The 12,114-nt window shown below is 66.8% G+C and carries 11 protein-coding genes; 4 read left to right on the forward strand and 7 right to left on the reverse strand.

The features are described 5' to 3' along the window. Nucleotides 1–2 precede the first annotated feature (2 nt). The 4 genes from FFS62_RS17275 to FFS62_RS17290 all read right to left on the reverse strand — a co-directional run bounded on the left by FFS62_RS17275 (nucleotide 3) and on the right by FFS62_RS17290 (nucleotide 5,606). Nucleotides 3–2,834 (reverse strand): valine--tRNA ligase, encoded by a 2,832-nt coding sequence (locus FFS62_RS17275; protein ID WP_137974083.1) that lies wholly within the window; start codon nucleotides 2,832–2,834, stop codon nucleotides 3–5. Between the two features lie 310 nt (nucleotides 2,835–3,144). Beyond that, nucleotides 3,145–3,630: a DNA polymerase III subunit chi gene (locus FFS62_RS17280; protein WP_137974084.1), complete on the reverse strand. Its 486-nt coding sequence runs from the start codon at nucleotides 3,628–3,630 to the stop codon at nucleotides 3,145–3,147. A gap of 78 nt (nucleotides 3,631–3,708) precedes the next feature. Further along, nucleotides 3,709–4,125 (reverse strand): DNA polymerase III subunit chi, encoded by a 417-nt coding sequence (locus FFS62_RS17285; protein ID WP_137974085.1) that lies wholly within the window; start codon nucleotides 4,123–4,125, stop codon nucleotides 3,709–3,711. After that, nucleotides 4,122–5,606: a leucyl aminopeptidase gene (locus FFS62_RS17290; protein ID WP_137974086.1), complete on the reverse strand. Its 1,485-nt coding sequence runs from the start codon at nucleotides 5,604–5,606 to the stop codon at nucleotides 4,122–4,124. The genes FFS62_RS17285 and FFS62_RS17290 overlap by 4 nt, the downstream gene beginning before the upstream one ends. Before the next feature lie 139 nt (nucleotides 5,607–5,745). Here FFS62_RS17290 and lptF point away from each other — a divergent pair, with 139 nt between their 5' ends. Both lptF and lptG read left to right on the forward strand, forming a co-directional pair. After that, nucleotides 5,746–6,876, forward strand: a complete 1,131-nt coding sequence (lptF, locus tag FFS62_RS17295; protein ID WP_137974087.1) for an LPS export ABC transporter permease LptF — start codon at nucleotides 5,746–5,748, stop codon at nucleotides 6,874–6,876. Further along, nucleotides 6,869–7,930, forward strand: coding sequence for an LPS export ABC transporter permease LptG (gene lptG / locus FFS62_RS17300; protein ID WP_137974088.1), 1,062 nt, complete (start codon nucleotides 6,869–6,871; stop codon nucleotides 7,928–7,930). The genes lptF and lptG overlap by 8 nt, the downstream gene beginning before the upstream one ends. A gap of 49 nt (nucleotides 7,931–7,979) precedes the next feature. Here the strand turns inward: lptG and FFS62_RS23205 are convergent, their stop codons facing one another. Both FFS62_RS23205 and FFS62_RS17310 read right to left on the reverse strand, forming a co-directional pair. After that, complete coding sequence (locus tag FFS62_RS23205) at nucleotides 7,980–8,183, reverse strand: hypothetical protein (RefSeq protein WP_171016364.1); 204 nt, start codon at nucleotides 8,181–8,183, stop codon at nucleotides 7,980–7,982. Nucleotides 8,184–8,259: 76 nt separating this feature from the next. Beyond that, on the reverse strand, nucleotides 8,260–9,525 hold the full coding sequence (locus FFS62_RS17310) for an Hsp70 family protein (protein WP_137974089.1): 1,266 nt from the start codon (nucleotides 9,523–9,525) through the stop codon (nucleotides 8,260–8,262). A gap of 150 nt (nucleotides 9,526–9,675) precedes the next feature. On the opposite strand from FFS62_RS17310, the gene FFS62_RS17315 reads away from it, so the two are divergent. Together FFS62_RS17315 and FFS62_RS17320 are read left to right on the forward strand one after the other, a co-directional pair. Then, nucleotides 9,676–10,596 (forward strand): substrate-binding domain-containing protein, encoded by a 921-nt coding sequence (locus FFS62_RS17315; RefSeq protein WP_137974090.1) that lies wholly within the window; start codon nucleotides 9,676–9,678, stop codon nucleotides 10,594–10,596. Nucleotides 10,597–10,646: 50 nt separating this feature from the next. Further along, a complete protein-coding gene (locus tag FFS62_RS17320; RefSeq protein ID WP_137974091.1) occupies nucleotides 10,647–11,384 on the forward strand; it encodes an ABC transporter substrate-binding protein in 738 nt (245 codons plus the stop codon). A gap of 6 nt (nucleotides 11,385–11,390) precedes the next feature. Here FFS62_RS17320 and FFS62_RS17325 read toward each other — a convergent pair whose 3' ends face one another. Continuing rightward, complete coding sequence (locus FFS62_RS17325; protein ID WP_137974092.1) at nucleotides 11,391–12,110, reverse strand: DUF4198 domain-containing protein; 720 nt, start codon at nucleotides 12,108–12,110, stop codon at nucleotides 11,391–11,393. Between the last annotated feature and the right edge of the window lie 4 nt (nucleotides 12,111–12,114).

Below are 12,114 nucleotides of genomic sequence, written 5' to 3' on the forward strand. Positions count from 1 at the left end.
TTTTACAGGTTGGCGATCTTCTCGCGCTGCTCGACCAGCTTGGCCAGCGCCTGTTCGGCTTCGGCCAGCTTGGCGCGCTCCTTGTCGAGCACCTCGGCCGGGGCCTTGGCGACGAAGCCTTCGTTGGCGAGCTTGCCGCCGACGCGCTGGACTTCGCCCTGCAGGCGCTGGATTTCCTTGTCCAGGCGCGCCAGTTCGGCGTCCTTGTCGATCAGCCCGGCCATCGGCACCAGCACCTGCATCTCGCCGACCAGGGCGGTGGCGGACATCGGCGCCTCTTCACCGGCGGCCAGCACACGGACCGATTCCAGCTTGGCCAGCTTGTTCAGCAGCGGCTCGAAGTCGGCCAGGCGGCGCAGGTCTTCGGCATTGGCGTTCTGCACGATGATATCGATGCGCTTGGCCATGGAGATCTTCATCTCGCCACGGATCTGGCGGACGCCGAGCATCAGCTGCTTGACCCACTCGATGTCGCCTTCGGCGGCAGCGTCGATGCGGCTCTCGTTCGCCACCGGCCAGGCCTGCAGCATGATGGTCTCGCCGCTGATGCCCGCCTGGCCCTTGATGCGCTGCCAGATTTCTTCGGTGATGAAGGGCATGAACGGGTGGGCCAGGCGCAGGATCACTTCCAGCACGCGCACCAGGGTGCGGCGGGTGCCGCGCTGGCGCTCTACTGGCGCGTTTTCGTCCCACAGCACCGGCTTGACCAGCTCCAGGTACCAGGCGCAGTACTCGTCCCAGATGAACTCGTACAGGGCCTGGGCGGCCATGTCGAAGCGGAAGGCGTCGAGGTGGCGGGTCACGTCCTGCTCGCAGCGCTGCAGGGCGGAGATGATCCAGCGATCCACCGGCGACAGCTCGACCGGCTCACCGTTGATGCCGGTGTCCTGGTTATCGGTGTTCTCGATAACGAAGTTGGCAGCGTTCCACAGCTTGTTGCAGAAGTTGCGGTAGCCCTCGACGCGGCCCATGTCGAACTTGATGTCACGACCGGTGGAGGCCAGCGCCAGGTTGGTGAAGCGCAGGGCGTCGGTGCCGTAGGCGGCGATGCCTTCGGGGAACTCGGCGCGGGTCTGCTTGGCGATCTTCTCGGCCAGCTTGGGCTGCATCATGCCGCTGGTGCGTTTTTCCAGCAGGGCGTCCAGCTCGATGCCGTCGACGATGTCCAGCGGGTCGAGCACGTTGCCCTTGGACTTGGACATCTTCTGGCCCTGGCCATCGCGCACCAGGCCGTGCACGTACACGGTCTTGAACGGGATCTGCCCGGTCAGGTGGGTGGACAGCATGATCATCCGGGCGACCCAGAAGAAGATGATATCGAAGCCCGTTACAAGAACATCCGTGGGGTGGAAGGTCTTGAGGAAGTCGGTCTGCTGCGGCCAGCCGAGGGTGGAGAAGGTCCACAGGCCGGAGCTGAACCAGGTGTCCAGCACGTCTTCGTCCTGGCGCAGGTTGGCGTCGCCCAGGTTGTGCTTGGTGCGTACTTCCGCCTCGTCGCGGCCGACGTAGACGTTGCCGGCATCGTCGTACCAGGCCGGAATGCGGTGGCCCCACCAGAGCTGACGGCTGATGCACCAGTCCTGGATGTCGCGCATCCAGCTGAAGTACATGTTCTCGTACTGCTTGGGCACGAACTGGATTTCACCGCTCTCGACCACGGCGATGGCTTTTTCGGCCAGCGGCTTGGTGGAGACGTACCACTGGTCGGTCAGCCACGGCTCGATGACGGTGCCGGAGCGGTCGCCCTTCGGCACTTTCAGGGCGTGGTCGTCGATCTTCTCCAGCAGGCCGGCGGCCTCGAAGGCGGCGACGATCTGCTTACGCGCGACGAAGCGGTCGAGGCCGGCGTATTCGGCCGGCAGGCTGCCGTCGATCTCAGCGTTGACGCTGCCGTCGATGTTGAACACCTGGGCCTTGGCCAGTACGGCGGCGTTCTTGTCGAAGATGTTGAGCAGCGGCAGGTTGTGGCGCTTGCCGACTTCATAGTCGTTGAAGTCGTGAGCCGGGGTGATCTTCACGCAACCGGTGCCGAACTCGGGGTCGCAGTAGTCGTCGGCGATGATCGGGATGCGGCGGCCCACCAGCGGCAGCTCGACGAAGGTGCCGATCAGGGCCTTGTAGCGCTCGTCTTCCGGGTGCACGGCCACGGCGCTGTCGCCGAGCATGGTTTCCGGGCGAGTGGTGGCGACGATCAGGTAGTCCTTGCCGTCGGCGGTCTTGTTGCCGTCGGCCAGCGGGTAACGCAGGTTCCACAGGTGGCCCTTCTCGTCGTGGTTTTCCACTTCGAGGTCGGAGATGGCGGTGTGGAACTTGGTGTCCCAGTTGACCAGGCGCTTGCCGCGGTAGATCAGGCCGTCGTTGTGCAGGCGCACGAAGGCTTCTTTGACCGCTTCGGACAGGCCCTCGTCCATGGTGAAGCGCTCGCGCGACCAGTCTACCGAGCTGCCCAGGCGACGGATCTGCCGGGTGATGGTGCCGCCGGACTGTTCCTTCCACTCCCAGACCTTCTCCAGGAACTTCTCGCGGCCCAGGTCGTGGCGACCGACGCCGTCGGCGGCCAGCTGGCGCTCGACCACCATCTGCGTGGCGATGCCCGCGTGGTCGGTGCCCGGCTGCCACAGGGTGTTGCGGCCCTGCATGCGGCGGAAGCGGATCAGGCAGTCCATGATCGAGTTGTTGAAGCCATGGCCCATGTGCAGGCTGCCGGTGACGTTCGGCGGCGGGATCATGATGGTGTAGGGCTCGCCGGAACCTTGCGGGGCGAAGTAGTTGTTCTTCTCCCAGGTCTGGTACCAGGAAGTTTCGATGGCGTGGGGCTGGTAGGTCTTGTCCATGGGTGCGGCGGGACCGTATTGGCAACTGGGCGGGAAAGCCGCGAAGTATAACGGCTGACACCCGCCCGGGGCCACTGACCGCCGGCTGGCGTCTAATAGTGGGGCCTCTACGATGTTTTGAGCTAGAGCCAGGCAAGGCGCAACGACCAGCGGGAGTAACAGCCGCAGGCTGGCCCGAAGGGTGAGCGCCAGCAAATCAAATGGGCGAGGGCCGGTCGGAGTCGCGGGCGACTTTACAAGTCGTAAAGCAGCCCGTGGCTACGTGCCCCGGCCCAATTTCAACGCAGCATGGCCGACGATCAAGAGATCGTTAGGGCTTGGGCTGCTTGATCAGGCGGTCGAGGCGTGCATCCAGGCGGCGCTTGAGCTCGGCCTCGATCTGCGGCACGAAGTCGTCGATCACGTCCTGCAGGATCAGCTGGGCGGCGGCGCGCAGCTCGGCGTCCAGGCGGCTCTGGATCAGGCCGCTCTGTGCCACACTGGTGCTGACCTGGGACTGCGGCGGGGTCGCTCTGGGTGTCGCGGCGGCGGCGGGGGCTGCGGGCGCCGGGGCGACGGCCGGCTGTACCGGGTAGGACAGCGGCACACTGGCAATCGGTGTGGGGGGTAGCGCTGGTGCAGGGGCTGGAGTTATCGGGCTGGGCTCGATGATTTCCGACAGCAGCGGAATCTGCAGGTCGTCGTCCAGGGTCTCGGTCAACAGCGGCGGCTCCAGCTGCTCCTTCTCCAGCAACTGGCGGATGGCTTCCAGATCGTCCAGCAGGAGATCGGGCTTGGGCGGTTTGGAGCTGTCCATGGGCGTTGCGAGCAAGGAGAGATGGGCGGGGCGGCAGATTCTACGCCGAGTCTAGGCCTATTTCGACCTCGACGGCCTTCAGAGTTCCACGCGCTGCGGGTCGTGGCCCAGCTGACGGTACTGGCGGAAGCTGTCGCGGCACTGGGCGAGCAGGGCCGGTTCCTGGTTGACGATCTCGATCACCCGGCTGAACTGGGCCAGGTGCGGCGACAGCTGCGGGTGCAGGTTGAGCAGCACGCCGCCGGCCTGGCTCGGCGCCTGGTCGAGGCCGATCACCACCGGTGCCTGCGGGTCTTCCTCGTGCAGGCCGTGGGGGATGAACGAGTCCGGGCGGAAGCTCCACAGCAACTGGTCCAGCGCGGCGCACTGGGCCTCGTCGGCGCCGCGCAGGAAGACCGGCAGGCCGGCCTTCCAGGCCTTGCTCGCCAGCTGGCAGGCCGCGCGCAGGCGGCCTTCCGGCGTGGCGGAGGAGAGGACGTAGAACTCGACCTTCACTTGACCCTGTCCAGCAGGTACTGGGTCAGCAGCGGAACCGGGCGGCCGGTGGCGCCCTTGTCCTTGCCGCCGCTGATCCAGGCGGTGCCGGCGATGTCCAGGTGCGCCCAGTGGTAGCTCTTGGCGAAGCGCGACAGGAAGCAGCCGGCGGTGATGGTGCCGGCCTTCGGCCCGCCGATGTTGGCGATGTCGGCGAACGGGCTGTCCAGCTGTTCCTGGTACTCGTCGTACAGCGGCAGCTGCCAGGCGCGGTCGTCGGCGCTCTCGCCGGCCTTGAGAATCTGCTTCACCAGCGCGTCGTTGTTGCCCATCAGGCCGGAGACATTGGCGCCAAGGGCGACCACGCAGGCGCCGGTTAGGGTGGCGATGTCGATCACCGCTTGCGGCTTGAAGCGCTCGGCGTAGGTGAGGGTGTCGCACAGCACCAGGCGGCCTTCGGCGTCGGTGTTGAGGATCTCGACGGTCTGCCCGCTCATGGTGGTGACGATATCGCCCGGTCGAGTCGCTCTACCGCTGGGCATGTTCTCGGCGCAGGCCAGCAGGCACACCAGGTTGATCGGCAGCTGCAGTTCGAGCACGGCGCGCAGGGTGCCGAGCACGCTGGCGGCGCCGCACATGTCGTACTTCATCTCGTCCATGCCGGCGGCCGGCTTGATGCTGATGCCGCCGGTATCGAAGGTGATGCCCTTGCCGACCAGGGCGAAGGGTTGTTCGTCCTTCTTGCCGCCCTGGTAGTTGAGCACGATCATCCGCGGCGGCTGCTCGCTGCCCTGGGCCACGGCGAGGAAGGCGCCGGCGCCCAGCTCCTTGAGCTTCTTCTCGTCGAGGATGTCGACCTTGAGGTTCTTGTGCGCCTTGGCCAGGGCCTTGGCCTCTTCGGCCAGGTAGCTGGGGTGGCACAGGTTCGGCGGCAGGTTGCCGAGGTTCTTGGTGAAGGCCATGCCGCTGGCGATGGCCTGGGCATGCAGGCTGCCGCGCTCGGCGTCGGCCAGGCCGGCCTTGTCGACCAGCAGGGTGATCTTCTTCAGCGCCTTGGGTTCGGCCTTCTTGCTCTTGAACTGGTCGAACACGTAGCTGCCATCGGCCAGGGTCTCCACCAGCAGGCGGGCCTTGCCGTAGGCATCGCGGCCCTTGACCTTGAGCTCGTCGAGGGCCAGTACCGCGTCCGTGCCGCCGAGGTTCTTCAGCGCGCCATGGGCGGCTGCAACCAACTTGCGGAACTGGCGGTCGGATAGCTCGCCCTTGCCGCTGCCCACCAGCAGCACGCGCTCGGTCTTGAGGCCCGGCAGGCTGTGCAGGAGCAGGGTCTGGCCCTGCTTGCCGGCGATGTCACCACGCTTGAGCAGGGTGGAGATGGCGCCGCCGCTGGCATCGTCCACGGCCTTGGCCGCGACGCCGAGCTTGCGGCCTTCACCGAGGGCGATCACCAGGGTGGCGGTCTTCAGGGTTTCCGGGCGGGTGCTTTTGACGAGGAATTCCATGTGCTGTCCCCAAGACAAAGAAGCGGGTTTGGCAGATAATGCCGGCTATTTTTTCGAGGCCTGCTGCTGCGGGCCGTGTAACCGAGAGCGGCTAGTGTGAGCGTTGCCGCCTGAGCCTGACAACCCTGGAGCGTCCGGTTTGATCGTCTTCCGTTATCTGTCCCGCGAAGTGCTGATGACCCTCAGTGCGGTGAGTGCCGTGCTGCTGGTGATCATCATGAGCGGGCGCTTCATCAAGTACCTCGCCCAGGCCGCACAGGGAGTGCTGGACCCGGGCGTACTGTTCCTGATCATGGGCTATCGCATGCCCGGCTTCCTCCAGCTGATCCTGCCGCTGGGCCTGTTCCTCGGCATCCTGCTGGCCTACGGGCGCCTGTACCTGGACAGCGAGATGACCGTGCTGTCCGCCACCGGCATGAGCAACCGCCGCCTGCTCGGCTACAGCATGGCGCCGGCCGCCATCGTCGCGGTGCTGGTGGCCTGGCTGAGCCTGGGCCTGGCGCCGCAGGGCGTGGCCGAAGTGGCGAAGATCTTCAACCAGCAGGACGCCATGACCGAGTTCGACACCCTGGTGCCGGGGCGCTTCCAGGCCATGAAGGACGGCTCGCGGGTGACTTACACCGAAGGCCTGTCCGAGGACCGCGGCCAGCTGGCCGGCGTGTTCACCACCGAGAAGCGGGCGCGCAGCAAATCCGAAGGCGAGAAGAAGGACAGCGCCATCACCCTGCTGGTGGCGGAGAAGGGCCGCCAGGTGATCCAGGCAGACGGCAGCCGCTACCTGATCCTGGAAAACGGCTACCGCTACGACGGCAATCCCGGCCAGGCCGATTACCGCGCCACCAAATACGAGACCCACGGTGTGCTGCTGGCCAAGCCCAGCGTCAGCGCCGAGATCGGCGAGCGCGAGGCGATTCCGACCCGCGAGCTAATCGGCAGCGACGAACCGCGTCACCAGGCCGAACTGCAGTGGCGCCTGTCGATTCCGCTGCTGGTGTTCATCGTCACCCTGCTGGCGGTGCCGCTGGCCCGGGTCAACCCGCGCCAGGGCCGCTTCCTCAAGCTGCTGCCGGCGATCCTCCTGTACATGGCCTACCTGGCGCTGCTGATCGGCGCCCGCGGCCAGCTGGACAAGGGCAAGATTCCGATGGAGCTGGGCCTGTGGTGGGTGCACGCGCTGTTCCTGCTGATCGGCGCCGCGCTGTTCCTCTGGCTACCGCTGAAACTCAAGCTGGCCAGTCGCCGTGCAGTGAAGGAGATGGCCCATGCATAAGCTCGACCGCTATATTGGTACCAGCGTCTTCCTCGCCATCCTCTCGGTGCTCGGCATCATCGTCGGCCTGGCCCTGCTGTTCGCCTTCGTCGACGAGCTGGGCGACCTCAGCGACAGCTACGGCACCCTCGAGGCGCTGATCTACGTGCTGCTGACCCTGCCGCGGCGGGCCTACGAGATGTTGCCGATGGCGGCACTAATCGGCTGCCTGATCGGCCTCGGCAGCCTGGCCAGCAACAGCGAGCTGACCATCATGCGCGCCGCCGGGGTATCGGTCGGGCGCATCGTCTGGGCGGTGATGAAACCCATGCTGGTGCTGATGCTGGCCGGTGTGCTGGTCGGCGAGTACCTGGCGCCCTGGAGCGAGAACCTGGCCCAGGCCCATCGTTCCCTGGCTCAGGGTGGTGGCGAGGCGCAGAGCTCCAAGCACGGCCTGTGGCACCGCCAGGGCCAGGAGTACGTGCACATCAACGCCGTGCAGCCCAATGGCAAGCTGGTCGGCGTGACCCGCTACCAGTTCGACGAGCAGCGCAAGCTGCAGTCCGCCAGCTTCGCCCGTCGCGCCCAGTACCAGGGCGACCACTGGATGCTGGAGGATGTGAAGACCACCGTCTTCCACGACAAGAGCACCGAGGTGCAGAAGGCCGACAGCCTGCGCTGGGACATCGAGCTCAACCCGCAGCTGCTCGGCACCGTGGTACTGGAGCCCGAGGCCCTGTCGGTCAGCGGCCTGTGGCGCTACATCCACTACCTGGCCGAGCAGGGCCTGAACAATGGCAGCTACTGGCTGGCGTTCTGGACCAAGGTGCTGCAGCCGCTGGTGACCGCCGCGCTGGTGCTGATGGCGATCTCCTTCATCTTCGGCCCGCTGCGCTCGGTGACTCTCGGTCAGCGCGTGTTCACCGGCGTGCTGGTGGGCTTCGTGTTCCGCATCGGCCAGGACCTGCTCGGCCCGTCCAGCTTGGTGTTCGGCTTCTCGCCGCTGCTGGCGGTGGCGGTGCCGGCGGCCATCTGCGCGGTGGCCGGCTTCTTCCTGCTGCGCCGCGCCGCCTGATTCCGCGGCGCCAAAGAAAGGGCCGGGCATTTGCCCGGCCTTTTTCGTTCTACTGATCGAGTTGCTCGTTCATGTCCTGCAGTTTCTTCTCGTTCTGCGCGTTGACCTGATCGATCTGCTGCTTGAGCTGTTCCATCTGTTGCTGGGCCTGTTGCGCCTTGTCCGCCTGCAGCTTGGCGGTGGTGGCGGTGGCCACGCCGCCGTCGCAGGCGGCGAGGGTGAACAGGCTGAGCAGAAGCAGGGCGTGGCGCATGGCGGTCTCCGACGGATAGATGGCTCCACCTTAGCGTTTTGCCGGTCGCCCTGCAGCGACCGCCGTCACCAGTGGTCTAGCCGTAACGACGCGCGGCCTCGATGGCCAGGCCGCTGCCGATGCTGCCGAAGCTATTGCCCTCGGTGACGCGGGCATTCGGCAACAGGGCGGCGACGCTCTGGCGCAGGGCCGGCACCGAGCTGGAGCCGCCGGTGAAGAAGATGGTGTCGACCGCCGCGTGGTCGACGCCGGCGCGCTGCAGCAGCTCGTCGACACCCTCGCGTATGCGCACCAGCAGGCCGTCGATGGCCTGGTCGAACAGCGGGCGGTCGAGCAGTACCTGCAAGTCGGCCTCGATGCGTGCCAGGTCGATGCGGTACTCGGGCTGTTCGGTCAGGGTGATCTTTGCTTCTTCCACCTGCATGGCCAGCCAGTGGCCGGCGCGCTGCTCGGTGAGGCGCAGCAGTCGGTCGATGCCGGTCGGGTCGACGATGTCGTAGCGCATGCTCTTCAGTGCCAGCTGGGCCTTCTGCGCGTAGGCGGCGTTGATGGTGTGCCAGGTGGCCAGATTGAGGTGGTGGCTGGTGGGCATCAGCGCGTCGCTCTTCATCCGGCTGCCGTAGCCGAACAGCGGCATCACCCCGTCCAGGCTGAGCTGCTTGTCGAAGTCGGTACCGCCGATATGCACACCGCCGGTGGCCAGGATGTCGTCCTGGCGCTGGTCGAGGTGACGACGCTCGGGGGCCAGGCGCACCAGGGAGAAGTCCGAGGTACCGCCGCCGATGTCGACGATCAGCACCAGCTCTTCGCGCTGAATGCTGCGCTCGTAGTCGAAGGCCGCGGCGATCGGCTCGAACTGGAACGACACGTCCTTGAAGCCCAGCTTGTGCGCCACCGCCAGCAGGGTATTGGCGGCCTCGGCGTCGGCCTGCGGGTCGTCGTCGACGAAGAACACCGGGCGGCCCAGCACCACCTGTTCGAACTCGCGGCCGGCCTGGGCCTCGGCGCGGCGCTTGAGCTCGCCGATAAAGAAGCCGAGCAGATCGCGGAATGGCAAGGCGCTACCCAGCACGGTGGTCTCGCTCTTCAGCAGCTTGGAGCCGAGCAGGCTCTTCAGCGCGCGCATCAGGCGGCCTTCGTAGCCTTCGAGGTATTCGTCCAGGGCCTGGCGGCCATAGACCGGGCGGCGCTCTTCGGTATTGAAGAAGATCACCGAGGGCAGGGTGATCTTGCCGTCCTCCAGCTCCAGCAAGGGCTCCACGCCGGGACGCCACCAGCCGACGGTGGAGTTGGAGGTGCCGAAGTCGATGCCCAGGGCATTGGCGGGGGAGGCGTGGTTCATGGCGCGGTGTTCCGGAAAAACGGCCGCGCATTCTATGCGAGCGCGTCGCCTCGTGCATGCCGCAGGTCGGCTGCCGGCCCGGCGGCGGGATGCTAAATTGCAAGGAGCGGCCCTTGGTCGTTGCCCCCAACTGCCGTGGAAGCGCCATCGATGTCCGTTGTTCCCCGTTGTAGCCTGCTGGCGTGTCTGTTGCTGCTGTCGTCGCCGCTGGCGCTGGCGGACTGCATCGGCATGGTTACCAGTGCCGGCGGCCAGTCGTTCTGGCAGCAGGTGCGCGAAGGCGCGGCGCAGGCGGCCGACGAGCAGGGCGTGCACCTGCATTTCCGCGGGCCCGCACGCGATGCCGACGCCGGGGTGCAGCTGCGCCTGATCGACAAGGTGCTGAGCAACCGCTGCCGGGTGCTGATCGTCGCGCCCAGCGGGCCGGAGATCGCCGAGCACCTGCAGGCCCTCAAGCGCAAGGGCATCGCCAGCTTGTACATCGACCGCGACCTGGGCGACGACGCGGTGGTCGCCGCCATCGCCACCGACAACTTCAGTGCCGGCATGCAGGCCGGCCGACAGATGGCGCGTCTGTTGGGCGGCAAGGGCCGGGTCGCATTGCTGCGCTTCAATGCCCAGGTGCAGTCCACCAGCGAGCGTGAGCGCGGTTTCCTGCAGGGCGCGCGCGAGGGTGGCCTGGAGATTGCGCTGGAGCGTTACCTGCCGCTGGGCGACGAGCAGGCGCTGGCCCGTCTGGCCCGTGAGCTGCGCGAACTGGACGGGCTGTTCACGCCCAGCGAGGGCACTACCCAGGAAGTACTCGGCGCCCTGCGCCGGCTCAAGTCGGCGGGCAAGTTGGTGCATATCGGCTTCGATGCCAGCCCGCTGCTGGTGGAGGCGCTGCGCCAGGGCGAGGTCAGCGCGCTGATGGTCCAGCAGCCGCGGCAGATCGGCTACCAGAGCGTATTGCGCGCCCAGCGCCTGCTGCAGGGCGAGCGCGATGGTCCGCGCCAGGTGAAGCTGGCGGCCGTGTATGTCGATCGCCACAACCTCAGCGAAAGCACCATCCAGAGTCTGCTGAAACCCTGATCCCACGTGCGCCTTGGGCTAGGCTGAAGCGGTGGGGAGGGAGTTCTTCGATGCGTGCGTGGCTGTTCGCCTGGCTGGCTTTCGGCCTGCTGCCCGGATGGGCGGCGGGCGAGTTGCGCCTGCTGACCGAAGAAGCCCCGCCGACCAGCTTTATGCGCGATGGCCAGCCCGACGGCTATGCGGTTGAGGTGGTGCACGAGCTGATCCGCCGCACCGGCAGCAGCGCCAGCGTCGAGCTGCTGCCCTGGACCCGCGCCTATCACCTGGCCAAGAGCGAGGCCGACACCGGCCTGTTCTCGGTGGTGCGCACGGTGGAGCGGGAGTCGTCGTTCCAATGGGTCGGTCCGATCCTGCGCGGCTCCACCCGCTTCTATTCGCTGAAGACCAGCGGGCTGCAGATCGACAGCCTGGAGCAGGCGGCCCATGCCGGCACCCTGGCCCTGCCCAAACAGTGGTACACCTACGAGAGCCTGGAGCGCATGGGCTTCACCAACCTCTACGGCGTGCCCAGCTCCAAGCAGATGGTGACCATGCTCAAGCACGGCCGGGTCAAGCTGATCGCCACCGAGGACCTGACCCTGCGCGAGGAACTGGCCAGCGGCGGCCTGACCCCAGAGGAGGTGCAGGGCCATCTGGTGTTCATGAAGTCTGACTACTACATCGCCTTCTCGCCGCGTACCTCGCCGAGCCTGGTGGGTCAGTGGCAGCGCCAGCTCGACGGCATGCGCCATGATGGCAGCCTGGATGCCATTCGCCGACGCTGGCTGCCCCAGGCCGCCGCGCCCTGAGGCGCGCTACTCGCGATGCTCGCTACCGAGGAAGGTCAGCGAGCTGAAGAAGCCGAGTTCGTCGATGTCCGCGTCGCCCTTGACCGGCAGGTACAGCGCCGCGGCGATCACGTTCAGCCCCTCGTTACGCACCTTCACCTCGGCATAGCCATCGGCATCGGTGGTGTCGCTGACTTCGTGGGGCATGCCGCGGTAATCGCCGATCAGCTTCACGTCCCTGGCCGGCTGGCCGTCGACCAGCACCCGTACGCGCAACGGGTTGCCCGGGCCGACGCCGAGCGGATCGACCTGCGGCACGATGGCCAGGCGCAGCTGCTTCAGGTCCGGCAGGCTGGCCCCGGTCTGGTGGATGGCCAGGCTGTACTTGTAGGTGTGCAGCGAGTGGATCGAGTTCGGCACCTGGCGGCGGCCCTGGTTGACCCACTGCTTGTCCGGGGTCTGCGACCAGGTGCCGTTGTCCAGGGCCACGGCCAGCACCGCCGGGGCGCGCAGCGGCTGCAGGCGGGCGTGGTCGTCTAGGCGCTGAATGCCGACCGGAACCATGCGGCCCCTGCCGTCATAGGCCCAGGCGCCGCTGACCTTCTGCGCCTTGAAGGCATCGTCCTCGGCGCCGTGGCCGTAGATCACTTCGACATTGCCACGGCGCTGCTCGGTCCACAGACCGTGGGCGGCGGCCTGGCCGCAGACGAGCAGGCCGGCGAGCAGGAGGGAGTAAGAAGTACGCATCGGT

Source organism: Pseudomonas sp. F(2018), assembly GCF_005508865.1.
Taxonomy (GTDB): Bacteria; Pseudomonadota; Gammaproteobacteria; order Pseudomonadales; family Pseudomonadaceae; genus Aquipseudomonas.

Excerpts from the sequence above, each read along its gene's own strand:
- FFS62_RS17275 (WP_137974083.1), bottom strand. The coding sequence starts at position 2,834 with ATGGACAAGACCTACCAGCCCCACGCCATCGAAACTTCCTGGTACCAG.
- FFS62_RS17280 (WP_137974084.1), bottom strand. The coding sequence starts at position 3,630 with ATGGACAGCTCCAAACCGCCCAAGCCCGATCTCCTGCTGGACGATCTG.
- FFS62_RS17290 (WP_137974086.1), bottom strand. The coding sequence starts at position 5,606 with ATGGAATTCCTCGTCAAAAGCACCCGCCCGGAAACCCTGAAGACCGCC.
- lptG (WP_137974088.1), top strand. The coding sequence starts at position 6,869 with ATGCATAAGCTCGACCGCTATATTGGTACCAGCGTCTTCCTCGCCATC.
- FFS62_RS23205 (WP_171016364.1), bottom strand. The coding sequence starts at position 8,183 with ATGCGCCACGCCCTGCTTCTGCTCAGCCTGTTCACCCTCGCCGCCTGC.
- FFS62_RS17310 (WP_137974089.1), bottom strand. The coding sequence starts at position 9,525 with ATGAACCACGCCTCCCCCGCCAATGCCCTGGGCATCGACTTCGGCACC.
- FFS62_RS17315 (WP_137974090.1), top strand. The coding sequence starts at position 9,676 with ATGTCCGTTGTTCCCCGTTGTAGCCTGCTGGCGTGTCTGTTGCTGCTG.
- FFS62_RS17320 (WP_137974091.1), top strand. The coding sequence starts at position 10,647 with ATGCGTGCGTGGCTGTTCGCCTGGCTGGCTTTCGGCCTGCTGCCCGGA.
- FFS62_RS17325 (WP_137974092.1), bottom strand. The coding sequence starts at position 12,110 with ATGCGTACTTCTTACTCCCTCCTGCTCGCCGGCCTGCTCGTCTGCGGC.